Raw genomic sequence first — 26,123 nt, forward strand, 5'->3', positions numbered from 1 at the left:
ACAGGGGCGCGCGTTGTGGCCGGGCGGGCGCCGGCGGGTACCGGGTCTGCGGCCGCCTCGGCCCTTGACCGGCACGATATGATAGAAACATCATTCCATCAATCCACGCAACGGCTCGTCCCCGCCGGGCCGCCGTGCGGGAAAGCACCGGCCGCCTATGATCTCCCCCGCGCAGACGCCCCTGTATGAAATCAAGGCCAACCTGTTCAAGGCCCTCGCCCACCCGGCCCGCATCCGGATCCTTGAGCTCCTGGCAGCTGCGCCGGACACGGCAGCCCCGGTCAGCTACCTTCTCGCGGAGACGGGCCTGGAGGCCTCGCACCTGTCCCAGCACCTGGCAACGCTGCGGCGGCACGGGGTGGTGACCTCGGTCCGGTCGGCAAACGTGGTGACCTACCGGCTGGCCCATCCCAAGATCTCGGAGCTGCTCGCGATTGCCCGGGTCTTCCTGCTGGACAGCCTGGCCAGCTCCAGCGAACAGCTGCGGATCGCCCAGGGGCTGCCCGCCGGCCACCTCGACACTGCCGGCCACCTCGACGGCACGGCGCCGTGACCGCGGCCCCCGCGTCGAGCCCGGCTCGGGCATCCCGCAAGGCCCTGGGACGCCTCGCCCGGTTTGCGCCTTCCCGCCGCGACTACGAGCTCCTGCGCTCCGCCTGGAAGACGGACCTGTTCGCCGGCATCACGGTCGGCATTGTGGCGCTCCCACTGGCGCTGGCCTTCGGCGTCAGTTCCGGGGTGGGGGCGGAGGCCGGACTCATCACCGCGGTGGTGGCCGGGATGGTCGCCGCCGTCATGGGCGGATCCAATGTCCAGGTCTCCGGTCCAACCGGCGCCATGGTGGTGGTTCTGGCGCCGGTGGTCGCCGCCCACGGCGTCGGCAGCGTTGCCCTGCTCTCGGTCTTGGCGGGGCTGCTCGTCATGATCCTGGGGGCCAGCGGGCTGGGCCGGGCCGTCGCGTTCATCCCTTGGCCGGTTGTGGAGGGCTTCACCCTGGGCATTGCCGCCATCATCTTCCTCCAGCAGGTTCCGCTGGCCACGGGCACCGAGGCAACGCCGGGCCACAACACCCTCCTGGCGGCCGTCGAGAGCGCGTCACAGGCCACCGTGCCGACCGTGCTGCAAACGCTCGCGGTGGTGGCGGGCGTCGCGGCTGTAATGTATCTGCTGCCCAGGCTCAACAAGGCCCTGCCCGCGAGCCTGATCGCGGTGTTGCTCGCTACGGTCGCGGCAGAGGCGCTGGGGCTGGATATCCCCCGGATCGGCGCACTTCCGCACTCGCTGCCGGCGCCCTCCATGCCTCTTATTGATCCGGCGGCCGTGGGCGGCCTGCTCATGCCGGCCGTCTCCATCGCGACGCTCGCGGCGATCGAATCCCTGCTCTCGGCCCGGGTGGCCTCCGGCATGGTCGGTCCCGACGGCCGACCGTCCGGCCCGTACAGCCCGGACCGGGAGCTCACCGGCCAGGGGCTGGCCTCGATCGCTGCCGGATTCTTCGGCGGCATGCCCGCCACCGGCGCGATCGCCCGGACCGCCGTGAACGTCCGCTCCGGAGCCAAGACGCGGCTGGCCGCGATAGTGCACGCCGTGGTACTGCTGGCCATCATCTATCTGGCGGCGGAGCTCGTCGGCAGGATCCCCCTGGCGGCGCTGGCCGGCATCCTCATGGTTACGGCCACGCGCATGGTCTCCCGGCACACGGTGACCGCGATCCTCCGGTCCACGCGGGCCGATGCCGCGGTGTTCGTGATCACCGCCCTCATTACGGTTGCCTTCGACCTCATCGTGGCCATCCAGATTGGACTCGCCGCGGCGGCCGTGTTCACGTTGCGGACCTTCGCGTCCCTGAGTGGGGTCCGGCGCGAGGAGTTGCCAGGGCCCTCGGTCCCTGGGGACGAGCACATCGCCATCTTCCGGCTGGACGGTGCCATGTTCTTCGGCGCCGCGGAGCGGGTCCTCCAGGAGATCAGCCAGGTAAAAGACATCCAGGTGGCCATCATTCGGCTGTCCCAGCTGCGGATGCTGGACGCCACGGGCGCACACATGCTGGTCGAAGTGATCTCCGCGCTCGAGCTGCGCGGTGTGACGGTCCTGCTCAAAGGTGTCCAGCCGCAGCACCTGGCGCTCGTGACCAATGTGGGGGTCATCCGCTCGCTGCGGCACCACAAGCACCTGTTCACCACCCTGGCGGGAGCCGTGCAGCATGCCCGGAGCCATGTGGTGCGGAACGCCGCCGCTAGCGCTTGAGGTTCTTCCGGATCGTCTGGCCCCGGACGACTACCCCGGCAAGGTGCAGGATCAGGCCCAAACCGATGATGGGGAGCGAGGCCACGGCGAGAGCCTGGTTGCCGGTGCTGTTGCCCACCACGTTGAGGACGATGCCGACGGCGATCAGGCCCATGGCGCCGAAGACGAGCACCTTGTAGGTGGTTGACGCGGTGGCCCAGAATTCATTCAGCACCGTGCCAGTCTACCGGGGCGTGCGGGCGGCCCCGCGAGCCGCAAATTTCCTGGCGACACGCAAAATGCCTGGCGACGCCGGAATACGGAATAGATCAAGCTGTCTGTGACAGTTTGAGGGTTTCGTTTGGTTGGTTGATCCAGGCTTCCTGGGGCGGACCGGCAATGACTGGCGGTTTGCGGAAGCGTTCGGGGTGCTGGCGGTAGTAGTCTTCGTGCGCCTGTTGGCGCCGGTCCCGGACCTCTGCTGCGGTGCCGTCGTGGACCGACGCTGGAGTGAACCAGTTCAGGCCGCTGTGCAGGTGGTGGTGGTTGTAATCATCGAAGAACCAGTCCGCGAAGGTCCTGGCGTGCTCGATCGATGTGAAGCGTTCCGGGAACTCGAGTGAGTACTTCACGGTTTTGAACAGCGATTCGCTGTAGGGGTTGTCGTTGGAGACTCTCGGGCGGGAATGCGAGGGACGGATTCCCAGTGTCCTCAGTAGTTCCCAGGTTCGGGCGGACCTCATGGGCCCTCCGTTGTCGGCGTGGAGCACTTGCGGGGTGGCACTGGCCGCCAGTACGGCGTTGCGGATGAGGTCCTGGGCAAGTGCCGAGTCCTCGACCTGCTCGACCCGGTGGCCCATGACTTTGCGGGAGAACACGTCAATGATGGTGTAGAGCTTGAGCTGCTGTTTGCCGGGGCCCCGAAGCATGGTGATGTCCCAGGACCACAGCTGGTTTGGAGCCGTGGCCTGGCATACGGGCTTCGCACGGGATCCTGTTGCGGCACCGCCGGATCTACGACGCCGGTCCCCGTTCTGGCCGTGACGGCGGACGATCCGGTGGGCCGAGGCCATCGAGCAACAGATGTCCCCGGCGTCAGCCATCCGTCTCACGGCCTGGGTGACTGAGAGACCGGAATGCTCCTCGTCATTGATTCGCCGGAGCAGGTTCCCCTCATCCTCGGGGCTGATCCGGTTCGGATATGCCCGGTCACGGTGAGCGATGATCGTGCCAGGGCGCTCATTGCCTCTCCGGTGCCGGTACCAGGTCTCATGGGAGAGCCCGAGGAGGGTGCAGGATCTGCGGACTCCGTAGCCTGCAGCGTGCAACGCCGTGATTACTCCGAAGAGGAGGTCCCGTCGCCGGGTTTGTTCAGCCATTCCGGCCGACCCGGCTCCGGTTCCTCCAAGTGCGGGTCGGTTGCTGCCGCGCTCCTGGCCATCGCGTCCAGGAGCGCGGCAGCTTTTCCCAGGATCTCCACCGCGGCTTCCGACTTCTCCAACTTCTTCTTCAGCCGCTCGTTCTCAGTCCTGAGACGCTTCAGCTCGTCCCGCTCACGCGCTGTCATCCACCGGCTCCTTTCACCTGAAACGGCCTGAGCCGCCGGCGGCAGGAGCCGCCCCTCTTCCCGGGCAACCAGCCAATCACGGAACGTGCCGGAGTTCACCTGGACCCTTCGACAAAATTCAGACTTGGAACCCCAGTCCAGGCATTTGTCGTATTCCAGCAGCAAATCCCACTTCTGCTGAGCAGAGAACCGATGCAACTTACTCGGACGTGTCGGAATTTCCATCAGGATTCCTTCCCCGCCGAAGGTGTCACACAACAGGCTGACACACAGGGAATACCGGGCGCGTCCGGTATTTTGCGCCTCGCGGGGCAATTCCAGCGTCAGAACAAGGCTTCCTGCACGGCCGGGATGTCCGAGCCGTGGTCGCCGAGTTCGATGATCCGTGCCTTGAGCTGCGCCAGGTTCACCACGAATTCCAGCTCGCTGCCATCCAGCGCCGCCAGCGCAACACTGCCGCTCAGCGAGACGATCCGGAATCCGTGCGCTCCGGCCGCCAGATCGTGGGGGTAGGCATGCCGGGCGGCCGGGGTGCAGGCGTCGGCAGCGAGGTCCGGCCGGACCCACGGCTCATCCACCACCTCGAAGCCCTCCCCGCCGGCACCGGCGAGCAGTTCCCGGGTCTCCCCGGCCAGCCGCCGGTTGCGGGTGTCGAGTTCGACGGCGGCCAGCGGCGCCACGAGCGCAGCCGCTTTGGCGGCAGCGCGGACCTGCTGCGGCAGCCCGGCTTCGCGGGTGACTAGATCCTCCAGGACGCGGACCACGCGGCCGTCGTCGGCGCGGGCGACGTAGCGGGCGGTCACGGCACCCTGTTCGGCGAGCCGATGCCATTTACGCAGCTGGGACGCGGTTCCGACCTTGCTGGCACCGCCGGCAAAGGTGGCAATGTAGAGCCAGTGCGGCTGCATAAGATAGGCGCGAAGGCCAGGCGGGACCCGGCCGCCGCGGTGGAAGTCGTGGATCAGCCGGGAGTCGTCCCGCACGAAGCAGGGCTCGCACTGGCTGCCGTTGGTGGCGGCGGCCCGGGCCGGGCACAGGACGTGGTCCCGGTCCGCCGGGCCGTGCACCTTGTGGTGCCCGAGGCAGAACTTCCCGGCCGCCGCGAGCCGGAACCCGAGGCGGGTGCCGGCGTCGAGCGCCAGGTCGGTGACGGTCCCGGAGGGATCCTGCAGGCGCATCACCGGCAGGCCGCCGCCGCACGCCGCGCCTGGCCCGGCAGGTGCAGGACCGTCCCAAAAGACCCCGTGAACCAGATAACGGGTATCGGTCACGGGGTCTCCTCACATGGTGGGCCGCTACAGGGCCGGCTGCACCCCAAAGGCTACCGCGAGCTTCATGATCTTCTCGGCGCGGCCCAGGCGCGGGAGGTCCGAGCCGTCCCGGATGACGCGGCCGCTGGCTTCGAAGTCGGCCATGAAGTCCGTGGCCCAGGCGACGTCGGACGGGGTGGGGCTGATGACCTCGTTGATGACCGGCGTCTGGTCGATCGCGAGGCAGAGCTTTCCGGTCATCCCCATCATCACGGTGATGCCGGTCTGTTCGCGCAGGATCGGGTGGTTCGTGCCGACGGTGGGGCCGTCGATGGGGCCCGGCAGGTTCCCGACGCGGCTGGCCACCACCAGTTTGGCGCGCGGGTAGGCCATGGCCTCCGGGGTGGCCGCCATGCCGGTGTCGCGGCGGAAATCGCCCGAGCCGAAGGCCAGCCGGAAGGCACCCTGGGCCTTGGCGATGTTGTTGGCTTCCTCGATGCCGACGGCGGACTCGACCAAGGGAATGACCGGCGTCTTGCCGTCCATCCGGTGGAAGCTCTCCGTGACCTGGTCCGCCGATTCGGTCTTGGCCAGCATGATGCCCAGCAGCCCCGGGGTGCCGCGCAGCCCGGCGAGGTCGTCGGCCCAGAACGGGCTGGTGGCGTCGTTGATCCGGACCCACGCGCTGCCTCCGGCGGTCAGCCAGTTGACCACGTTGGCGCGGGCGGCGTCCTTCTGCGAGGGGTCCACCGCGTCTTCGATGTCCAGGATGATCGCATCGGCCCGGGAGACGGCGGACTGGTCAAAGAGTTCGGGCTTCATCGCGTTGACCAGCAGCCAGGAGCGGGCAATGTCGGCCGGGATGTTGCGCTGGGGCCGAAGGGATTCGGCGGTGGTGGTAGAAGTCATGCATCTACGCTATCCGCCCGGAGGCGTTTGCGGCTAAGCGATCCGGCCCTCCGGGGTGACCATTACGACCAAAATCACATCCGCGCCCAACCAGCTGGCAGCAGGAGCCGTTTTCAGCGCTCATAACGGCCTCATCTGCCAACTGGTTGGGGACATGCAGGCTAGGGGATGTTGCTTCCCCTGGCCGTCACCCAGAGGCCATACCACTCGGCGCGGGTCATGGCGGCGGCCGCCTCGGCGGCACCGGCGCAGGCGCGGATCCGGTCGGGCTTGGCGGTGCCGATCACCGGTGCGATCCCGGCCGGGTGCTTCATGAGCCAGCCGAGCACGATCGCCTCCCCCGTGGTTCCCTTCTCCGCGGCCAGGGCGGCCACGAGGGCGGCGGTCGCCTCCTCCGCCGGCGTCGGCTCGGCGGCCGGCGCCCCGGTGTACAGACCGCGGGCCAGCGAGCCATACGCCTGCAGCCCTATGCCGCGCCGAACACAATGCTCAACCGTTCCGTGCGGGAAGCTGTAGTCCGTGCCCTCGGCATGGTTGACCAGCACAGTGCTTTCAAGCCAGGCCCGCTTCAGCAGGCTCATTTCGAGCTGGTTGGCCACGACGGGGGCCTCAAGCCGGTCCTGCAGCATCTCGATTTGCGGCCCGGACATATTGGACACGCCAATGGCCCGCACCTTGCCTTCGGCCATGAGCTGCCCGACGGCGGACGCGACTTCCGCCGGGTCCATCAGGGGATCCGGGCGGTGCAGCATGAGCACATCGACGTAGTCCGTCCGGAGCCGGGCCAGGCTTTCATTCACCCGTTCCAGGATGCCGTCCCGGCTGAGGTCGTAATACGCCTCCAGGCCCTGCTCGTTGAGCCGGATGCCGCACTTGGTCTGCAGCCGGATCTTCTCCCGCAGCCCGGGGACGCGGGAGAGGACCTCGCCGAAAACGGCCTCGGCCTTGCCGTTGCGGTAGATGTCCGCGTGGTCAAAGAGCGTTATGCCTGCGCCCAAGGCCGCTTCGACGGCGGCAGCCGCCTCGTCCACATCCGCGGCCGAGTACGGCTCCGCCGACCAGCTGCCGCCCAGTCCCATGCAGCCGTAGATGAGCTCCTGGCCAAGCGTCACCGCGGCCGCGTCGGGTGCAGCGGTCGTTGCGGGGCTCACCGCAGCCAGACGGTGGTGTTGGCAGGCAGCATGCCGCCGTCGAGCGGCCCGCTGCTGACCAGCACCTCACCGGCGGGCAGCTCAACGGGTGCGTCACCGAAGTTGGTCACTGCCTGCCAGCCGCCGGGGCGGCTGAAGCGCAGCACGTCGGCGGCGCCGGACTCCAGCCACTGCAGCTCCTCCGAGGTCTGCAGTTCGCGGCGCAGCTTCAGGGCCTGCCGGTAGAGCTCCAGCGTGGACCCTTCCACGCCGTCTTGTGCCGCGACGGCGTAGCGGCTGAACCAGGCCGGCTGCGGCAGGTGCGCTCCGCCGTCGCCGAAACCGAACGAGGCCCCATCCGGGGCCCACGGCAGCGGCACGCGGCAGCCGTCGCGGCCGATCTCCACGCCCTTGTTCCGGAAGAAGGTGGGGTCCTGGCGCTCGGCGTCGGGGATCTCCGCGACTTCCTGCAGGCCCAGTTCCTCGCCCTGGTACAGGTAGGCGGATCCCGGCAGGGCCAGCATCAGGAGGGTGGCGGCGCGGGCCCGGCGCAGCCCGAGTTCAACGTCGAGCTCTTCGGGCGGGGCGCCGGCCAGCAGCCAGCCCTTGCCGTCCTGGCCCTGGGCGTGCTTGCCGCCGCCCTTGGGCAGGCCGTAGCGGGTGGCGTGCCGGACGACGTCGTGGTTGGAAAAGACCCATGTGGACGACGCGCCGGATTCCGTGGCGTCTGCGAGGTTCCGGGTGATGATTTCGCGGAACTCCCCGGCGTCGAAGTCGGCCTGCAGGAGGTCGAAGTTGAACGCCTGGCCCAGGCCCTGCGGGCTGGCGTAGCGGGCGCGGCGGGACTCATGCACCCAGGCTTCGGCGACGGCGGTGCGCGGCGGGTTGTACTCGTTGAAGACCTCACGCCATTCGGCGTAGATCTCGTGGACTTCGTCGCGGTCCCAGAACGGGTGCGAGCCATCCGCGAAACCGTCTGTGCCGGTGTTGGCCGCGCTCAGTTCCACCTTGGAGATGAGCGGCTCGGTGAGGTCCTTCGTCAGGGCGTGGGCGACGTCAACGCGGAAGCCGTCCACACCACGGTCGGACCAGAACCGGAGTGTCTTGAGGAAGTCGTCGCGGATTTCGCGGTTGGCCCAGTTCAGGTCCGGCTGCTCCTTGGCGAAGATGTGCATGTACCACTGCCCGGGAGTGCCGTCGGGTTCGGTGATGCGCTCCCACGCGGGGCCGCCGAACACCGACTCCCAGTCCGACGGCGGGACCTCGCCGTTTTCGCCTTGGCCGTCGCGGAAGATGTAGCGCTCGCGGGCGGCGGAGCCCTTCGGGGACGCCAGGGCCTCACGGAACCATTCGTGCCGGTCGGAGGAGTGGTTGGGGACGATGTCCGCGATCAGCTTGATGCCGGCGGCGTGCAGCGCGGCAGACATCTCATCGAAGTCTGCCAGGGTGCCCAGCTTGGGGTCCACGTCACGGTAATCGTCGACGTCGTAGCCGCCATCGGCCAGCGCCGAGGGGTAGAACGGGGAGAGCCAGACGGCGTCGATCCCGAGTTCCTTCAGGTACGGCACCTTGGCGGTGACGCCCTTGATGTCGCCCAGGCCGTCACCGTTGGAGTCGGAGAAGCTCCTGGGATAGATCTGGTACACCGAGGCCTGGCGCCACCAGTTGGGGTCGGCGGCGAGGTCGGAACCGGACAGGGTTGCCAGCGTGGCGGTGTTGGACAAGGGATGATCCTTCGGGGCCGGGAATGAGCTTCTGGTATTTTAGATACAAGCTAAATATATTGCCTGAACAATTATGGGTCCGGGATCGAAAGAGGTCAAGAAGTGATGCCGCACGCAGCCGCCGCCACGCCGCAGCTGCTGCGCCGCGTCAACGCCCAGGCCGTGCTGCGGCACATCCGCGGAGCCGACGTTGCCACGGGCTCCGAGCTGATGGCCCTGACCGGACTGACCCGCGCCTCGGTGATCGCCGTGTGTGAGGACCTGATGAGCCGCGGCTGGATCGTGGAACTGGACCAGCCCCGCACCGACGCAGGCAGTCCGCGGAAGGGCCGCCCGGCCCGGCGGTTTGCCTTCAACCGGGAGGCCGGGTTCGTGCTGGGCCTCGACATCGGCGCCGCGACCACCACCGCCGCCGTTGCCGACCTGCGCGGCACGGTCATCGGCCGGTCCAGCGAGAGCTTCCGCGCGGCGGACATCCCTGCGGAGGAGCGCATCGGCGTCATTGATCGCGCCTGCCGCCAGGCCCTGGAGGCCGCGGGAACCGATCCGGCCAGGGTCCTGGCCGTCGGTGCCGGGATCGCCGCACCGGTGGACCGGGACGGGAACGTGCTGGTGACCCAGCGGTTCTGGAGCCTGTTCGACGTCGGACTACGCTCGGCACTGATGGACCTGCACGGCTGGACGGTGCTGCTGGAGAATGACGCCAACCTGGCCGCGCTCGGTGAGCGCTGGCGCGGCTCCGGGGCGGGCGTGGACGATCTGGTGGTGCTTTTGGCGGGCGAACGCCTGGGCGCCGGGGTGATGGAATCCGGGCGGCTGCTCCACGGTCGCGGCGGGGCTGCCGGCGAGATGGGCTATCTGGACATGGTGGAGGGCGTTGGCTCCAGCGACGGCATCGCGGCCCTGGCCAGGCAGTGGTCCGCGGCGGGCGGCGGCCCGTCCGCGGGCGGCCCCGCAAGCGCGCCGCGCGTCTTCGAGGACGCGGCCGCAGGAGACGCGGCGGCGCTGGCGATCCTGGACCGGATGTCGGAACGCATGGCGCGCGTCATCGCCTCGATCGCGAGCCTGATCAACCCCGAGCAGGTGGTGATCGGCGGCGCCGTCGCCGAATCCGCCGGCGCCCTGCTGCCGGGCATCACGGCGTGTCTCCCCCGCTTCACCGCCACCCCGCCGCGGGTGACGGTCTCACCGCTGGGCGACGCGATCGTCACGGTCGGCGCGGTCCGGCACGCGCTGGACTACGTCGAGGCGAATGCGCTGGAGCTCGCGCCGGCCGGCTGAGCGCTTGCCGGGTGGCTACTTTTCCCAAGAGCGGTTGCTCAAGATTCGGCAACGATTGGATACGCGAGTCGCAAGTTTGGCGCAGGTTTCCCGATATTGCGGCCTGCCATCCGTAGACTGACCTCACTTTGGTCTCTTGCGGCCGTTCAGCTGACACGTCGGCTGGGCGGCCGTCTCATGAAAGATAAACGTGAACTCTTTACGGATGAAGACTGCGTTATTTGCCGCGTTTGTCCTTGCCTTGGCCTCGGTCCCGGCGACCGGCACGGCGCTCGCCCACGCCGAACAGTCGCCGGCGCCCGCCGCGACGGCTACCGCTACGGCACCAGCGACGGCCACCGCATCAGCTTCGGCAGCCCCGACGCCGGCCCTCACGGCGGCCCCGGCTCCCAGCCCTGCTCCGGTTCCCGTCGCGGAGACAGTCCAGCCGGCGCCAAGCCCCTCCGCCCCTGCCAGCGTCAGCCCGCCGCTCACGACAGCGGAGTCGCTCCCGGTGGGTGGCTCCGACGAGCCGTTCGTTTTCGAGAACCCGCCCCCGGTCGGCAAGAAGGGCACCCCTGCCGGCGCCTCGGCGACGGCACGGACCACGGAGTCCTTCTCGCTTTCCCGCTCCGGCATCATCAAAGTGCGCCTCGTCCTGGTCCAGTTGGCCGACAAGAAGGCAACCATCCCGCAGGCAGCGGCACAGGCTGCCATCACCACCAGCAGCAACTATTGGAAGGCCATGTCCAACGGCCGGCTGTCGATGACCGTGGCCACGGTGGAGAGCCGCACCAGCAAGGCCACCTCGACGCAGCGATACCCGGACATGATGAACACGATCGCCGGGGAACTCGGGTGGACGCCCAGCCCCACTACCGCCCTCGTCGTCTTCGTGTCCACGCCCACCCTGTCCGACGGCGCGTACGGCGCCGGCTGGAGTTACCAGGGCCTCAGCGGGCGGGTCATCATGCCGCTCCCGGCGACATTGACCAACAGCGTCCTGACGCACGAATTCGGGCACGTCTTCGGACTTATGCACGCCAACGCCCTTAACTGCACAGACGGCGCCGTGGACGTTGCTTCCAACCCGGACGGCTCGTTTGCGGATCCGAACTGCGCGTGGCAGGAATATAGGGACACTCTCGACCTGATGGGTGCTTCCCAACAAAGTCAACCAGTTATCAGCTCACCCATGTGGGAATACGGCGGCTTCGGCAATGGTCAGGAGATCCTCAACGTCGGCACAGTGGCCGGGAAAAGCTCCTACACCCTCAAGGCCTGGAGCGGAACGGACAACAACCGGGCCGTCAAATTCACGGACGCCGTAAGCGGCGAGACCTATTACCTGGAACTCCGACTCCCCGTGGGCAACGACGCTGCCACCGCAGTCAACGGCAACCAAGGCGTCAAAATCGTGCAGCCTTGGGGCGCCGGGTCAATAGCCCTGCCGCCGAACACGGTGAAATACTATTCGGCTTACTACAGTGGCAACCAGGCCTGGCAAGCGGGGCAGACCTTCACCACCCACGCCGGCACTCGGGTATCTATTGACGCGATCACCTCCACGTCCGCAAGCGTTACGGTTGAGTCGCTACTCTCGATAGTCGGGAAAGCCATCGCCCCTGTCGCTGCAGCCACACCTGCGCTGGGTAGCCCGACTTCCGCCGTCGCGTGCGGCCTAAAGGCTGGCGGGTGCTACAGAAGTTTCCAAGGCGGCTCTGTCCACTGGACGCCTAGCACCGGCGCAGTCGCCACTGTCGGTGCGATCCGTGCCTCCTGGGGCTCCTTGGGATACGAAAACGGCAAACTCGGCTACCCGCTTGGCAAGGAAACCTGCGGCCTGCTGGGCGGCGGCTGCTACCAGACGTTCCAAGGCGGCACCATCCAGTGGTCGCCCGCCACCGGTGCCTTCGCCATTTGGGGCGCCATTCGCACCACGTGGGCAAACCTGAGCTACGAAAACGGCAAACTCGGCTACCCGACCAGCAACGAAACATGTGGCTTGGTCAACGGCGGCTGCTACCAGACGTTCCAAGGCGGCACCATCCACTGGGCTCCGGGCGTGGGCGCTTTCGCCACCTCCGGTCCAATTCGCGCCACGTGGGCAAGCCTGAGCTACGAAAACGGCAAACTCGGCTACCCGACCAGTAACGAAACCTGCGGCCTGGTGGGCGGCGGCTGCTACCAGACGTTCCAGGGCGGCACCATCCACCGATCAACCACCACCGGAGCCTTCGCCACCTCCGGTCCAATTCGCGCCACGTGGGCAAGCCTGAGCTACGAGAACGGCAAACTCGGCTACCCGACCAGCAACGAAATCTGTGGCCTGGTGGGCGGCGGCTGCTACCAGACGTTCCAGGGCGGCACCATCCACCGATCAACCACCACCGGCGCCTTCGCCACCTCCGGTCCCATTCGCGCCACGTGGGCAAGCCTGAACTACGAGAACGGCAAACTCGGCTACCCGACCAGCAACGAAACCTGCGGCCTGGTGGGGGGCGGCTGCTACCAGACGTTCCAGGGCGGCACCATCCACCGATCAACCGCCACCGGAGCCTTCGCCACCTCCGGCGCCATTCGCGCCACCTGGGCAAGCCTGAACTACGAAAACGGCAAACTCGGCTACCCGACCAGCAACGAAACCTGCGGCCTCCTGGGGGGCGGCTGCTACCAGACGTTCCAGGGCGGCACCATCCACCGATCAACCGCCACCGGGGCCTTCGCCACCTTGGGCGCCATTCGCGCCACGTGGGCAAGCCTGAACTACGAAAACGGCAAACTCGGCTACCCGACCAGCAACGAAATCTGCGGCCTCCTGGGTGGCGGTTGCTACCAGACCTTCCAGGGCGGCACCATCCACTGGGCGCCGGGCGTGGGCGCTTTCGCCACCTGGGGTGCCATTCGCGCCACCTGGGGCAGCCTTGGGTACGAGAGGGGCCGGCTTGGCTATCCGGCTTCAGCCGAGGACTGCACCACGGTCAGCGGCATTTGCAGCCAGCGCTTTCAAAACGGAACGATCACGTGGTCTGCCGCTCAAGGCAGCGTCGTAACCCCCTGACCGTCTAACCCGATGCGGTTGGCCTCGTGAGAGCAGCAACTGTCCTGGGAATCCGAGGAACTCTGGGAGCATGAGCCACGCTGCTGCCGGCCACCGCGGTGGCCGGCAGCAGCCCACGATGAACTGTGGCCCCAGGGTGGGGCCCTAGGACAACGCGCCGGCCAAGACTGCTAGGCGTCGAGCTGCAGGGCAGCGGAGAGCGGCAGCGTGCCGTCCCGGAACTCGATGGTGCGCCCGATCGTGACGGGCAGCCCGAGGACGGCAGCCGCCACCAGGGCGACGTTGGCGCGGGCGGTGTCGGTGCCCTCCGACGTATCGGCGGGGTCGACGTCGATCATTCCGTTGCCGGGTCCGTCCGTGAGGGTCCCCGGGCCCAGGATGGTCCAGTCAAGACCCGTACCGCGCAGGTAGGCGTCCGCGGCGGCCTTGGCTTCCGCGTAGGCGTAGAAGCCGTTGTCCGCCGGGACGCCGTGATCGGGCCCCGCACCGAAGTAGGACACCATGACATAGCGTCCGACGCCGGCCTCCGCCGCGGCATCCATGGAGCGGATCGCGGCGTCCCGGTCCACGGCGTAGGTCCGCTCCGGGCTGCCGCCGCCGGCCCCGGCGGACCACACGACGGCGTCGTGGTTTCGCAGGGCCTGGGCGATCTGCGCCGTCGTCGAATTCTCCACGTCCAGAACCGCGGGCGTGGCGCCGGAGGCGGCGACGTCGGCCGCGTGGTCCGGGTTGCGGATGAAGGACGTGACCTCCTGCCCGTCCGCTGCGAGGTTCCTGGACAGTTCCATAGCCACTTTGCCGTGGCCGCCGATGATTGCGATGCGCGTCATGGACCTATTCTGTCCCACCCGACGAAGAACTGCTGCCCCATGGTCCACAGGTTGGTGGTGGTCCAGTAGATCAGGACGCCGATAGGGAAGACGACGCCGCCGACGCCGAAGACGACCGGCAGACTATAAAGAATGACCTTCTGCTGGGCCATGAGCGGATTCGCTACGGTTTCCTCGGACAAGGTCCTGGCCAGGATCAGCTTCTGCGTGATGAACTGCGAGGCCGTCATGGCCAGGATCATGGCGATGGACAGGATCCACACGGCCGTTTGGTCGCCGCCTGCGGTGCTGCCGTGGAGCAGGGACGCGGACAGCGGAGCCCCGAAGATGGTGGATTCGTCGAACTGCTTGACCTGTTCGGCGCTCATGGCACCGATCCCCTGGTTTTGGCCGGCGGCCGAGCTGATGCCCGAGAGCACCTGGAAGAGCGCGAAGAAGAACGGCAGCTGGATCAGCATGGGCAGGCAGGCCGAGAACGGGTTGGTGCCGTGCTTCCTGTAGAGCGCCATCTGTTCCTGCGCCATGGCCTGGCGGGACGGCGGGTCGGTCCTGCCCTTGTACTGCTCCTGGAGCTTCTTCAGGTCCGGCTGCAGGAGCCGCATCCGGCGCTGGGCGTTGACCTGCTTGACGAAGACGGGAATCAGGGCGGCGCGGATGACCAGCACCAGCCCGATGATGGACAAGGTCCAGGTCCAGCCGCTGGCGGCCGGCATGCCGATCGCACTGAGCCCGTCATGGAAGCCCACCATGATGGCCGAGACCAGCCATTTGAACGGGGCCAAGATCGATCCCACAAGGTCCACCGTTATCCCCATCCGTCAGATGCAGCCAAGCTACGACGAATGGGGGCGCTTGTCACTGCCTCGCGTGGCAGCTCCGGGCAACGCCGTGCGCCGACCGGGGCGCCTTTGGACACGATCCCGGCCCCTGGACCTGCTGTCCGCGGCGTGTCCGTGTCAAAGTGCCCCCGGACCGCATCCGCCCTTTGGCCGCTAACTCCGCTAACCCCTAACCCGGCTCAGGCGATCCTGTCCGGGAACCAGAAAGACCCCCGGAATCTCAAGGATTCCGGGGGTCTTGTCTGGTAGCGGTGGGGAGGCTCGATCTCCCGACCTCACGATTATGAGTCGTGCGCTCTAACCAACTGAGCTACACCGCCATAAATGAGGAAAACCTGCGCTAAGCCGGTCAAAAACCGCCTTGACACAGGCCCTCATTCAGAGCCCCCCACCGGAATCGATCCGGTGACCTCGTTCTTACCAAGAACGCGCTCTACCACTGAGCTAGGGGGGCAACGAGTAAATACTCTACCGGAAGATTCGCCCACCAACAAATCGGCAGCCGGACGACGTCGGACCCGCTGAAAGTGGCGGAAATCCGGGCTTCCGGGGCACCCCGGGGAGCCTAAAACGGCACCCCCGAGGGGTAGTCCGCGCGGGGTGTGACGAAGCGAACACGTGAGCGGAATGCTTAAACCGGAACGGGCCGGCTCAGCAGAGCCGGCCCGTTCTCAGACGGTGCTAGTGGTTACCACTTGTTGCGGGGCTTGAAGCCGCCTTCGCTGCGGGGCTTGCGGGTGTCGGCGCCGAAGCTCCGCTGCTCGGAGCGCTCGCTGAAGGAGCGGCCGCCACGGTCAGCGGAAGACCGCTCGCCGTCGCCCTTGCGGAATTCGCGCTTGAAGCCGCCGTTGCCCTTGAAGTTGCCGCTGCCACCGGAGTAGCCGCCGCGGTCGCCGCCGCGGTTGCCCTGGTAGGCGCCGCGGTCACCGGCGGGCTTGCGGCCGTTGTCGAGCTCGAGGTGGATCAGCTCGCCACCGATCCGGGTGCGGGACAGGGCCTTCAGCTGATCGGCGCTCAGGTCCGCCGGGAGCTCCACGAGGGAGTGGTCCGAGCGGATGTCGATGCCGCCGATCTGGGCCGAGGAGATGCCGCCTTCGTTGGCAATGGCGCCCACGATGGAACCCGGCATGACGCGCTGGCGGCGTCCGACGGCGATCCGGTAGGTGGCGTTGCCCTCAGTCAGGGTGCGGGTCGGCCCGCGGGAGCCGAAGCCGTCCTTGGAGCGCTCGCGCTTCTGGAACTCGGGCGCGGCCGGCAGTTCCTTGACCAGGAGAGGCTGTCCGCCCTGGGCCATGACGGCCAGCGCGGCGGCAATCTCGGCGGCCGGAACGTTGTGCTCTTCCTCGTAGGAGGCGATGAGGTCGCGGAAGGCCGCGACGTCCTCGGACGCCAGCGTCTCCGTGATGCGCTCGGCGAACTTGCCCAGGCGCAGCGTGTTGACGGTCTCGGCGGTGGGCAGGTGCATCTGCTCCACCGGCTGGCGGGTGGCCTTCTCAATGGACCGCAGCAGGTACTTCTCGCGCGGCGTCATGAACAGGATCGCGTCTCCGGAACGGCCCGCACGGCCGGTGCGGCCGATGCGGTGGACGTAGGACTCGGTGTCGTGCGGGATGTCGTAGTTGACCACGTGGCTGACGCGCTCCACGTCCAGCCCACGGGCGGCGACGTCGGTGGCGACCAGGATATCGATTTTGCCGTCGCGCAGGGCCTCGACCGTGCGCTCACGCTGCTGCTGCGGGATGTCGCCGTTGATCGCGGCGGCCTGGAAGCCGCGCGAGCGCAGCTTGTCGGCGAGGTCCTCGGTGGCCATCTTGGTCCGGACGAACGCGATGACGCCCTCGAACTCTTCGACCTCGAGGATGCGGGTCAGCGCGTCAAGCTTGTGCGGGCCCATGACCTGCAGGTAGCGCTGGCGGGTGTTGGCGCCCGTGGTGGTCTTGGACTTGACCTGGACCTCGGCCGGGTTGTTCAGGTACTGCTTGGAGAGCCGGCGGATCTGGCTCGGCATCGTGGCCGAGAACAGCGCAACCTGGCGGCCCGCGGGGGTCTGCTGGAAGATCTGCTCCACGTCTTCGGCGAAGCCCATGCGGAGCATCTCGTCGGCCTCATCCAGCACGAGGTACTGGAGTTCGGACAGGTCGAGGGACCCCTTGGCGATGTGGTCGATGACGCGGCCGGGGGTACCGACAACAACCTGGGCGCCGCGGCGCAGGCCGGCGAGCTGGGGACCGTAGGCGGAGCCGCCGTACACCGGGAGGACGGTGAAGTCGTCGATGTGCTTGGCGTAGGAGGTGAAGGCCTCGGCGACCTGGAGGGCGAGCTCACGGGTGGGAGCCAGCACCAGGGCCTGGGTCTTGCGGGACGGGCCGTTGAGGTCGTGGAGCTCGGCCAGGCGGGACAGTGCCGGTACTGCGAATGCTGCAGTCTTACCGGTACCGGTCTGGGCCAGGCCCACGACGTCGCGGCCTTCGAGCAGCAGCGGGATGGTTGCTGCCTGGATGGGGGACGGCTTCTCGTAGCCGACGTCCTGCAGGGCGGCCAGGACGCGGCCGTCGATGCCGAGGTCTACGAACTTGACGCCCTCGTCCTCGGTGTCCTCGTCCTTGGACGGGGCAGACGCGGCCTCAGTCTTGGCTTCATTCTTGGTGTCAGCCTGCGGGGCGGCCTCGGCGGCCGGCGCTTCAACGTTCGCAGGAGCCTCGGTGAATTCCGGGGCGTAGCCGGCTGCGGGGGCAGCCGTTTCAGAAGTCTCGACGTCGGCCTGGCTGTTCTCGGTGGCGAGTTCGGTGTCGACGGAGTTGTTCTGATTTTCGGGCATAGGTGAAATTTCCTCATCCATAGGGGCCAAGCGGCACAACCCGAGGTGAGCGGAGCCGCAGTACGCGTGACACGAAATGCCGGGCGTACGGTTGACCGGCGGGTCACAGAAGTCCGGCGCTTTCGCAATCCCGTGGCAGGACTTCCCGCTGCATCTCTTGGCTGCTATCCCAGCAGTCTGTACAGCGTTTTCTTTTGCCGGCTCTCCCTATGAAAATGCCCGCATCACAGTTGCGGGCCCCAACACTTGCCAGTCCTGCCTCAAGAATTGGGCAGGAATAAGGGATTTCCGGAGTGGGGGATATTTCAAGTGTAGGGCATGAATCAGAACAGTGGTAGCTGAGGGGCCGACGGCGGCCGGTGAGCTTGCGCACACCGGCGCGGTACGCCTAGGCCCCGAACTGGCGCTGGAGTTGCTCGAAACGTTCGTGGTACTCGGGCTGGAGGCGGATCTCGCCGTCGGCGTCGGCGTCGCGCAGGGCCTCCATGTCCTCCATCGTGGGGTCGGCGAACCACTTCGCGATGGTCACGCCGTGCGTGGGGACAAAGATCCGGTGAATGTTGTTTCCGGTTTCGACGCTGCCGGTCCGGACCACCCGGAGGTAGGCGCCCACCCTGCCGGCCTCGCTGAACCGTTTGACCCAGTGCGGCTCCCCCATCCGCCGCTGGAACGTGGCGCAGGGGATGCGGGGGGAGGTGACCTCCACCTCGACGTCCAGTCCGATCTTCCAGCGTTCGCCGATCACGGCGTTGGAGGCGCTGAGACCCGTGATCCGCAGGTTTTCGCCGAAGATGCCCGGCGGCAGTTCCCGGCCGAGCTCGGCAGCCCAATAGTCGGCGTCGTCCTGCGAATACGCGTAGAGGGCCTGGTCTTCGCCGCCGTGGTGGATCCTGCTCGCCTGGATATCGCCGCGCAGGCCGAGTTTGTGCACCCGCACCGGCCCGTCCACAGGGCGCTTGTCAATCGCGGTGACCCCGACGCTGCCCGGATCCTCGAGTAGCTGGTGAACCCGGCAGACAGCAAGCACAGATGCGGTTTCCATGGCACCAGTGTAGGCCTGCAGGGCATGCGTGGCCGGGCTCCGCCGGGGCTGGTCCCCCGCAAGCCTGGGCCCCGCGGCGGACGCAGCGGTGTAGGTGGAGCCGCCGTAGGATGCTGGCATGAGCAACGAGGCCCTTTCTGATGTGTCCGATGTCCTGGCGATCGATGCCTTGCTGAGCGCCGAGGAGCTGGCCGTGCGCGAGCGCGTCCGCGATTTCACGGACCAACGGATCCGTCCGGGCATCGCCGGCTGGTACGAGGACGCCGTGTTCCCCCTGGAGCTCGCCCCGGAGCTGGGCGAACTTGGCGTGCTCGGCATGCATCTTCAGGGCTACGGCTGCCCCGGCCGCTCCGCCGTCGAATACGGCCTCGCCGCGATGGAACTCGAGGCCGGCGATTCCGGCATCCGCACGTTCGTCTCCGTGCAGGGCTCCCTCGCCATGACGGCGATCCACAAGTGGGGCTCCGAGGACCAGAAGCAGGAGTGGCTCCCCCGGATGGCCGCCGGCGAACTGATCGGCGCCTTTGCCCTGACCGAGCCCACGGCCGGTTCGGACCCTGCATCGATGAAGACCTTTGCCCGCCGCGACGGCTCCGGCGACGACGCCGGCTGGGTCCTGGACGGCGCCAAACGCTGGATCGGACTCGCGTCGGTTGCGGACGTGCTGGTGGTGTGGGCCATGACCGACGACGGCGTCCGCGGCTTCCTCGTCCCGGCAGGCAGTCCGGGGGTCACCGCGACGCCGATCGGGCAGAAGCTGTCGATGCGCGCCTCCATCCAGTGCGACATCACCTTTGACGGCGTGCGGCTGGGCCCGGAGGCCCTGCTGCCGGCGGCGCAGGGGCTGCGCGGCCCGTTCTCCTGCCTCAATGAGGCCCGGTACGGGATAGCGTGGGGTGCGATGGGGGCCGCCCGGGATTCCTACGAGGCGGCCCTGGCCTACGCCCAGGAGCGGCTGCAGTTCGGCAAGCCGCTGGCCGGGTACCAGCTGACGCAGGAGAAGCTCGTGAACATGCTCCTGGAAATCCAAAAGGGCACCCTCCTGGCCCTGCACCTGGGCCGGCTCAAGGACGCAGGCGCGCTGCGGCCGGAGCAGATTTCGCTGGGCAAACTGAACAACGTCCGGGAAGCGCTCAGCATCGCCCGGGAGGCCCGCAGCGTCCTGGGCGGCAACGGCATCACGCTGGACTATTCCCCGCTGCGGCACGCCGCCAACCTGGAATCCGTCCGCACCTACGAGGGCACCGACGAGGTCCACACCCTGATCCTGGGCCAGCACATTACGGGGCTCCCCGCCTTCCGCTAGGCCGCGGCCACGATGACGCTCAGAGCGCTGAGGCCGCCCGGATGTCCCGGTCCGTAACGGGCGTGGACAGCAGTTCAAGGTCCGGCGCCAGGGACTCCCGCCGCAGGGCAACGAGCCAGCACGCCAGGATGGCCACGGCGCAGAAGACCCCGGCGCTGGAGGCCATGATCCACAACCCGGGCGTCTGGACATCGAGGTTTTCCGCACCCAGGGCTGTGCCGATGGTCTTCGGCGAGAACAGGAACACCAGGATCGAGAGGCCCAGCACGCCGCCCATGGTCCAGCGCAACCCGGCAAAGCGGCGGGGGGTTTCCCGCAGCGTCCACGCGAACGCGGGGAAGACCGCCGCGACCCACACCCAGTGGTGGGACCAGGAGACCGGGCTGATCAGCAGCATGGTGAGCGCCGTCGCCGACACCGCGACAACGCGGGCGCCCTGGTCGCTGGCGGCCTTGATGACTGCGGCGCCCAGGGCCGCCACTGCCAGGCTCAGCACCAGCCACGGCACGGTGACGTGCGCCTCGGGAACACCGAAGTGCAGCAGCGCGCCCTTGAGCGAGAGGTTGTCCACATAGCCTGCTCCGCCCAACCGGGACGTGTCCGGCAGCATCCGGAGCCAGAACTGCAGGGACTCCGCGGGGCGCAACAGCCAGCCGATCACCACCGTGACGGCGAAGCCGGCAGCCATGTTGAGCAGTCCGCGCCAATCTTTGCGGACCAGGAAGTACAGTCCGAAAGCCAGGGGTGTCAGCTTGATGCCTGCGGCGACGCCCACCAGGAAGCCGCTGCCGGGGAACCCGCGCGTCCAGCGCGGGTTGCGGACAAGCAGGTCCGCGGCGATCAGTCCCATGAGCAGGATGTTGATTTGGCCGAACACCAGCGTTTCGCGCCAGGGACCGAGATTGAGCACCGCCAGGACCAGCGCGGCGGCGGCCCAGCAGTTGCCGGGAGCCCGGAAGGTGGCGCGCCAGGAGGTCTTGGCGTTCCAGTACCGGACTGCGCGGACGGCGGCCAGGATCGCCACGGCCGCACCGGCCGCGTTGAACAGGGCCAGGGCCGTCGCCTGCGGTAACCGGGCCAGCAGCCCGAAGATCAGGGCGGCGAACGGCGGGTAGGTAAACATCAGCTTCGGTCCGCCGGCCCAGTCCACGTTTCCCGAGTAGAGGTCCGACGGGGCCGCGCCGGCGTCGTTGAGGATCTTGCCGGCGTACCAGTAGACGCTGAAGTCCAGCCCATGCTTGGCCCAGACGCCGAGCGACACCCAGATGAACCAGGCCACCCCGGCGATGGCCACGAGGACGGAGAGCCGGAGCAGGTGCTGGATGGGCGGCTGCGGAACGGAGGGCATTGGGGCGGGCTGCGCCGGGCTTTCGTCGGATTCGAGCACTGACATGATTACCCCAATCGGGCTGCTGGTGTAGACGCTGGCCGTTTGGTCGGTTCCGTCCGGGCGGCGCAAACGCGCCCTCGCTGTCGGGTCAGTCTACAGAACGGCTAGGCCGGAACCGGGACTGCCTGCGGCTTCCGGGCGTCCTTGCGGATGGAAGCACTGATGACGGCGGCGATGGTGCACATGGCGGCGGCGGCAAACCACGCGTAGGTGTACTGGCCGGTGGCGTCCCGGACCGCGCCCGCGGCCAGGGCCGCGGCCGCCGCGCCGAGCTGGTGGGCAGCGAACACCCAGCCGAACACGACGCTCCCGTCGGCCCCGAACACCTGGCGGCAGATCGCGGCGGTCGGCGGCACGGTCGCGACCCAGTCGAGGCCGTAGATGACCACGAAAACGATCATGCTCGGCTGGACCGTGGCGCTGAGCAGCAGCGGCAGGACCAGCAGCCCGATCCCGCGGAACTGGTAATACACGGCGAGCAGGATCCGGGGGTTGAAGCGGTCCGTGAGCCAGCCGGAGGCGATGGTGCCGACGATGTCGAAGAGGCCGACGACGGCGAGCAGGCCGGCCGCGGTGGTCTCCGGCATGCCGTGGTCGTGGGCCGAGGGGATGAAGTGGGTGCCGATCAGCCCGTTGGTGGTGGCGCCGCAAATCGCAAAGCCCGCCACGAGGGCCCAAAAGGTCCGGACCTTGCTGGCCCGTTTGAGGACCTGCAGTGCCCGGACCGCGGCGTTGCGGCGGGGCTCCGCGACCTCGGGCGCAACAGATTCAGACGCGGCAGAGTCGGGCCCAGCAGCTGTCCCGTCGGCGGCGGGCGGCGTGGCACCGTAGGGCAGCACGCCGATCTCGGCAGGTGAGTTCTTCAGGAACTTGAGCACGAGCGGCACCACGGCCAGCGCACCGGCGGCGATGAGGAGCGAGGCCTGCCGCCAGCCCGGGTCCTGGGCCAGGAGTGCGATGGCGGGCAGGAACACGAGCTGCCCCGCGGCGCTGCCGGCGGTGAGGATGCCGATCACCAGGCCGCGGCTCTTGGCGAACCACGTGTTGGCGATGGTGGCGGCGAAGACCAGCGCCATGGACCCGGTGCCGAGTCCGATCAGCAGCCCCCACGTCAGCAGGATCTGCCAGGACTGGTTCACGAGGACCGTCAGGGCGCTGCCGGCGCCGATCAGCATGAGGGCCGCGGCGGTGACGGCGCGGACGCCGAAGCGTTCCATGAGGGCCGCCGCGAACGGTGCCGTGAGCCCGAAGAGCACGAGGTTGATGCTGACCGCGGCGGAGAGCACGGTGGTGGACCAGCCGAACTCGTTCTGCAGCGGGATCATCAGCACGCCCGGCGCGGCGCGGAACCCCGCGGCGCCCACGAGTGCGAGGAAGGCGACGGCGGCCACGGTCCACGCCGGGTGGATCCGGCGGCGGACCGGCACGGGGCTCATGGTGGTTTTGGGGGCGCTCAAGCGGCGGTTCCGTTCTCGGGGCGGGTCGGGACGGGGCGGCCCGGGACACGCGTCCCGGTGCCGGCCGAGGCAAGGGGGACGGGGTCGGCCGTGCGGGTGAGGCTGTGCCAGCTCGTGTTCCCGGCCGTCAGCCGTTCCCCGCAGGCGGTGCAGGTGTCCGCGGAGGAGGTCCTTGCCCCGCAGCCGTTGTGGATGACGAACATGTGCGCCTGCTCGGACGGGGCGGGGAGGTGTTTTTCCGCCCAGATCACGACGGCGTTGAGCACCGGCAGGGCGTCCTCGCCCTTGGCGGTGAGGACATACTCCTGGCGGGTGCGGCCGCCGTCGTCGTAGGGCCGCCGGGCGAGCAGCCCTGCGTCCACGAGCCCGGCGAGCCGCTTGGTGAGCACGGAATCGGCCGCGCCGAGCCGGACCTTCATGGCCTCGAAGCGGCCGTTGCCGAAGAAGACCTCGCGCAGGACGAGCATGCTCCAAGGGTCGCCCAGGACATCGAGGCCGCGGGCCATGCTGCAGGTCCGCTGGGACCAATCGGATCGGAGTGCCATGCGGCCACCCTAGCTGACTCTCTTAGAGAAAGCTAGGGTGGCCGCGTGGGATAAGTGTGCCGGGGTGAGGGGCGGAGCTTAGCTGCCGGTTTCCAGGCCGGAGAGTGCGGCCTCGAGGTCCGCGATCAGGTCCTCGACGTCCTCGATGCCGCACGAGAGCCGGATCAGGTTGACCGGGACCGCCAGTTCGGTGCCCTTGACCGAGGCGTGCGTCATTTCGGAGGGGTAGTTCATGAGCGATTCGATCCCGCCCAGGGACTCGGCCAGGGTGAACACGGAGGTCGATTCGGCCACCTTGCGTGCCGCGGCCTCGCCGCCCTTGAACTGCACGGAGATCATCCCGCCGAACTTCTTCATCTGCTTTTTGGCCAGCTCGTGGCCCGGGTGCGAGGGCAGGCCCGGGTACAGCACGGCCTCAACCTCGGGGCGTTCGAGCAGCCATTCGGCCACCGCCTGGGCGTTATCGCTGTGCCGGTCCATGCGCACGCCAAGGGTTTTCAGGCCGCGGGTGGTGAGGAAGGCGTCCATCGGCCCGGACACGGCCCCGACGGCGAACTGGACGAAGCCGATCTTCTCCGCCAACTCCGGGTCGTTGACCACGATCGCACCGCCGACCACGTCGGAGTGGCCACCGATGTATTTGGTGGTGGAGTGCACCACCACATCGGCGCCGAGGGCGAGCGGGTTCTGCAGGTACGGCGAGGCGAAGGTGTTGTCCACCACGAGGAGGGCGCCGGCGTCGTGCGCCACTTTGGCGAGGGCCTCGATGTCGGTGATCTTCATCATCGGGTTCGACGGCGTCTCCACCCATACCAGGCGGGTCTTGCCGCCGCCGGCGGCCGATCCCCCGGCTGCGACGGCCGACGCGACCGCGTCGAGATCGGACATGTCCACCGGGGTGTTGCCGATGCCCCACTCCCCCAGGACCCGGCTGATGAGCCGGTAGGTGCCGCCGTAGGCGTCGTTGCCGAGCACAATGTGGTCGCCCGGGCGGGTCAGGGCGCGGATCATGGAGTCCTCGGCGGCCAGGCCCGAGCTGAAGGAGAACGCGGCGGTCCCGCCCTCCAGCGCGGCCAGCTGCTCCTGCAGCGAGTCACGGGTGGGGTTGGTGCCGCGGCCGTACTCGTATCCGGCGCGCAGGCCGCCAATCCCGTCCTGCGCGTAGGTCGACGAGAAGTGCACCGGCGGCACCACCGCGCCGGTGCGCGGCTCAAAGGCCTGGCCGGCGTGGACGGCGCGGGTGTTGAACCCCGGGGTTGCGGGGGAAGAGTTTTCTGGCAGAGACATGGGACTCCTTGAACTGGTCAGTTGCTGAGGTACGCGAGGAGGTCGTGGCGGGTCAGGATGCCCACCGGAGCGCCGACAAAGGTCACCATGAGGGTGTCGGCGTCGGAGAGGAGTTCCCGGGCGGTCGAGATCGATTCGAGCGAGCCGATCACGGGCAGCCGGGCCTCCATGTGTTCGGAGATCTTGTCCGAGAGCTTGGCCTCGCCCTTGAAAAGCTTGGCCGTGAGCGTGCGCTCGTCCACGGCGCCGAGCACTTCGCCCATCACCACGGGAGGTTCCTGGGACAGGACGGGGATGTGCGAGACGCCGAACTCGTTCATGATGTTGATGACATCGCGGACGCTCTCGTTCGGGTGGATGTGGACCAGGTCCGGGAGTTCACCGGTCTTGGCCTTGAGGATCTCGCCGACGGAAGCTTCGTCCCCGCTGGCCAGGAAGCCGTAAGAGCGCATCCACTGGTCGTTGAAGATCTTGGCCAGGTAGCCGCGGCCGGAGTCCGGCAGGATCACCACGACGACGGCGTCCGCCGGCAGGTCCGCGGCGACCTGCAGCGCCGCCACGACCGCCATGCCGGACGACCCGCCCACCAGCAGGCCCTCCTCGCGGGCAAGCCGGCGGGTCATCGCGAAGGAGTCGGCGTCGGTCACGGCAATGACGTCATCCGGGACGGACTTGTCGTAGTTGGCCGGCCACATGTCCTCGCCGACGCCCTCGACGAAGTACGGGCGTCCGGTTCCGCCGGAGTACACCGAGCCGGCCGGATCCGCGCCGATGATCTTGACGACGCCGCCGTCGGCCTCGTCGCGTCCGGCGGAAACTTCCTTGAGGTACCGGCCGGTGCCGGTGATCGTGCCGCCGGTGCCGGCGCCGATCACGCAGTGCGTGACCCGGCCGTCCGTGTCGTTCCAGATCTCCGGGCCGGTTGATTCATAGTGGCTTGCCGGGGCGGCCGGGTTGGAGAACTGGTCCGGCTTGTACGCACCGGGGATCTCGGTGACGAGCCGGTCCGAGACGCCGTAGTAGCTCTGCGGGCTGTCCGGCGGGACGGCGGTGGGCGTGACCACCACTTCCGCGCCGTAGGCCTGGAGCACCGCCCGTTTGTCCTCGCCGACCTTGTCCGGCACGACGAAGATGCACCGGTAGCCCTTCTGCTGCGCGACGAGCGCCAGGCCAACGCCGGTGTTGCCCGACGTCGGCTCCACGATGGTGCCGCCGGGCAGGAGCTTGCCTGTCTGTTCGGCCTCCTCGATCATCTTGGCCGCAATGCGGTCCTTGATGGAACCGCCGGGGTTGAGGTATTCGAGCTTCACCAGGACGGTGGCGGCGATGCCGTCGGTCACGTGGTTGAGTTTGACGAGCGGCGTGTGGCCGATGAGGTCCAGAACGGACTGCGCGTACTTCATAGGTACAAAGTTACCGTCTCCGGGGAGGCGGGCACGTCGGCGCGGCTCCAGGGCCCTGAGGTGCGACGATTAGCCGGTG

At 68.1% G+C, this 26,123-nt stretch carries 21 protein-coding genes and 2 tRNA genes; 5 read left to right on the top strand and 18 right to left on the bottom strand.

Annotated features, from left to right (window positions below; all coding sequences use genetic code 11):
- The first annotated feature begins 157 nt into the window (after positions 1–157).
- Entirely contained in the window at positions 158–553 is a 396-nt protein-coding gene (locus AB4Y72_RS05395; protein ID WP_441425118.1) for an ArsR/SmtB family transcription factor, read from the top strand.
- Entirely contained in the window at positions 550–2,247 is a 1,698-nt protein-coding gene (locus AB4Y72_RS05400; RefSeq protein WP_441425119.1) for a SulP family inorganic anion transporter, read from the top strand. Before AB4Y72_RS05395 ends, AB4Y72_RS05400 begins: the two co-directional genes overlap by 4 nt.
- Here AB4Y72_RS05400 and AB4Y72_RS05405 read toward each other — a convergent pair.
- The 7 genes from AB4Y72_RS05405 to AB4Y72_RS05435 all read right to left on the bottom strand — a co-directional run bounded on the left by AB4Y72_RS05405 (position 2,237) and on the right by AB4Y72_RS05435 (position 8,806).
- The gene (locus AB4Y72_RS05405; protein WP_441425120.1) at positions 2,237–2,461 is read right to left on the bottom strand and encodes a DUF3188 domain-containing protein; all 225 of its coding nucleotides are present in this window, start codon (positions 2,459–2,461) and stop codon (positions 2,237–2,239) included. The genes AB4Y72_RS05400 and AB4Y72_RS05405 overlap by 11 nt on opposite strands.
- Positions 2,462–2,555: 94 nt before the next feature.
- The gene (locus AB4Y72_RS05410) at positions 2,556–3,605 is read right to left on the bottom strand and encodes an IS3 family transposase (protein ID WP_441425121.1); all 1,050 of its coding nucleotides are present in this window, start codon (positions 3,603–3,605) and stop codon (positions 2,556–2,558) included.
- Positions 3,563–4,018, bottom strand: coding sequence for a hypothetical protein (locus AB4Y72_RS05415; protein WP_441425122.1), 456 nt, complete (start codon positions 4,016–4,018; stop codon positions 3,563–3,565). Before AB4Y72_RS05415 ends, AB4Y72_RS05410 begins: the two co-directional genes overlap by 43 nt.
- Before the next feature lie 98 nt (positions 4,019–4,116).
- Entirely contained in the window at positions 4,117–5,064 is a 948-nt protein-coding gene (locus tag AB4Y72_RS05420; RefSeq protein ID WP_441425123.1) for a DUF2797 domain-containing protein, read from the bottom strand.
- A 24-nt stretch (positions 5,065–5,088) separates the two neighbouring features.
- Positions 5,089–5,952 (bottom strand): HpcH/HpaI aldolase/citrate lyase family protein, encoded by an 864-nt coding sequence (locus AB4Y72_RS05425; protein WP_441425124.1) that lies wholly within the window; start codon positions 5,950–5,952, stop codon positions 5,089–5,091.
- A gap of 161 nt (positions 5,953–6,113) precedes the next feature.
- Positions 6,114–7,064 (bottom strand): aldo/keto reductase, encoded by a 951-nt coding sequence (locus AB4Y72_RS05430; RefSeq protein ID WP_441425231.1) that lies wholly within the window; start codon positions 7,062–7,064, stop codon positions 6,114–6,116.
- 35 nt (positions 7,065–7,099) lie between these two features.
- Positions 7,100–8,806 (bottom strand): glycoside hydrolase family 13 protein, encoded by a 1,707-nt coding sequence (locus AB4Y72_RS05435; protein WP_441425125.1) that lies wholly within the window; start codon positions 8,804–8,806, stop codon positions 7,100–7,102.
- A gap of 105 nt (positions 8,807–8,911) precedes the next feature.
- Between AB4Y72_RS05435 and AB4Y72_RS05440 the strand changes: the two genes are divergently transcribed.
- Entirely contained in the window at positions 8,912–10,087 is a 1,176-nt protein-coding gene (locus AB4Y72_RS05440) for an ROK family protein (protein WP_441425126.1), read from the top strand.
- Positions 10,088–10,292: 205 nt separating this feature from the next.
- On the top strand, positions 10,293–13,127 hold the full coding sequence (locus AB4Y72_RS05445; RefSeq protein ID WP_441425127.1) for a M43 family zinc metalloprotease: 2,835 nt from the start codon (positions 10,293–10,295) through the stop codon (positions 13,125–13,127).
- Between the two features lie 170 nt (positions 13,128–13,297).
- On the opposite strand, the gene AB4Y72_RS05450 is transcribed toward AB4Y72_RS05445, so the two are convergent.
- From AB4Y72_RS05450 to AB4Y72_RS05475, 6 genes are all read right to left on the bottom strand, one after another.
- Positions 13,298–13,957, bottom strand: coding sequence for an NAD(P)H-binding protein (locus tag AB4Y72_RS05450; RefSeq protein ID WP_441425128.1), 660 nt, complete (start codon positions 13,955–13,957; stop codon positions 13,298–13,300).
- A complete protein-coding gene (yidC, locus tag AB4Y72_RS05455; protein WP_441425129.1) occupies positions 13,954–14,772 on the bottom strand; it encodes a membrane protein insertase YidC in 819 nt (272 codons plus the stop codon). Before yidC ends, AB4Y72_RS05450 begins: the two co-directional genes overlap by 4 nt.
- A gap of 267 nt (positions 14,773–15,039) precedes the next feature.
- Positions 15,040–15,116: transfer RNA gene (locus tag AB4Y72_RS05460), tRNA-Met, on the bottom strand.
- A gap of 62 nt (positions 15,117–15,178) precedes the next feature.
- Positions 15,179–15,250 (bottom strand) — tRNA-Thr (locus AB4Y72_RS05465).
- Between the two features lie 234 nt (positions 15,251–15,484).
- Complete coding sequence (locus AB4Y72_RS05470) at positions 15,485–17,614, bottom strand: DEAD/DEAH box helicase (RefSeq protein WP_441425130.1); 2,130 nt, start codon at positions 17,612–17,614, stop codon at positions 15,485–15,487.
- 388 nt (positions 17,615–18,002) lie between these two features.
- The gene (locus AB4Y72_RS05475) at positions 18,003–18,656 is read right to left on the bottom strand and encodes an MOSC domain-containing protein (protein ID WP_441425131.1); all 654 of its coding nucleotides are present in this window, start codon (positions 18,654–18,656) and stop codon (positions 18,003–18,005) included.
- A 118-nt stretch (positions 18,657–18,774) separates the two neighbouring features.
- Between AB4Y72_RS05475 and AB4Y72_RS05480 the strand changes: the two genes are divergently transcribed.
- A complete protein-coding gene (locus tag AB4Y72_RS05480; protein WP_441425132.1) occupies positions 18,775–19,962 on the top strand; it encodes an acyl-CoA dehydrogenase family protein in 1,188 nt (395 codons plus the stop codon).
- 19 nt (positions 19,963–19,981) lie between these two features.
- On the opposite strand, the gene AB4Y72_RS05485 is transcribed toward AB4Y72_RS05480, so the two are convergent.
- The 5 genes from AB4Y72_RS05485 to AB4Y72_RS05505 all read right to left on the bottom strand — a co-directional run bounded on the left by AB4Y72_RS05485 (position 19,982) and on the right by AB4Y72_RS05505 (position 26,044).
- A complete protein-coding gene (locus tag AB4Y72_RS05485; RefSeq protein WP_441425133.1) occupies positions 19,982–21,355 on the bottom strand; it encodes a glycosyltransferase 87 family protein in 1,374 nt (457 codons plus the stop codon).
- Positions 21,356–21,456: 101 nt separating this feature from the next.
- Positions 21,457–22,788: an MFS transporter gene (locus AB4Y72_RS05490; protein WP_441425232.1), complete on the bottom strand. Its 1,332-nt coding sequence runs from the start codon at positions 22,786–22,788 to the stop codon at positions 21,457–21,459.
- 17 nt (positions 22,789–22,805) lie between these two features.
- Positions 22,806–23,354: a winged helix-turn-helix transcriptional regulator gene (locus AB4Y72_RS05495; protein ID WP_441425134.1), complete on the bottom strand. Its 549-nt coding sequence runs from the start codon at positions 23,352–23,354 to the stop codon at positions 22,806–22,808.
- A gap of 78 nt (positions 23,355–23,432) precedes the next feature.
- Positions 23,433–24,641, bottom strand: a complete 1,209-nt coding sequence (locus AB4Y72_RS05500; protein ID WP_441425135.1) for a cystathionine gamma-synthase — start codon at positions 24,639–24,641, stop codon at positions 23,433–23,435.
- Positions 24,642–24,658: 17 nt separating this feature from the next.
- Complete coding sequence (locus AB4Y72_RS05505; protein ID WP_441425136.1) at positions 24,659–26,044, bottom strand: cystathionine beta-synthase; 1,386 nt, start codon at positions 26,042–26,044, stop codon at positions 24,659–24,661.
- Positions 26,045–26,123: the final 79 nt, after the last annotated feature.

The organism is Arthrobacter sp. YAF34 (assembly GCF_052113245.1).
Taxonomy (GTDB): domain Bacteria; phylum Actinomycetota; class Actinomycetes; order Actinomycetales; family Micrococcaceae; genus Arthrobacter.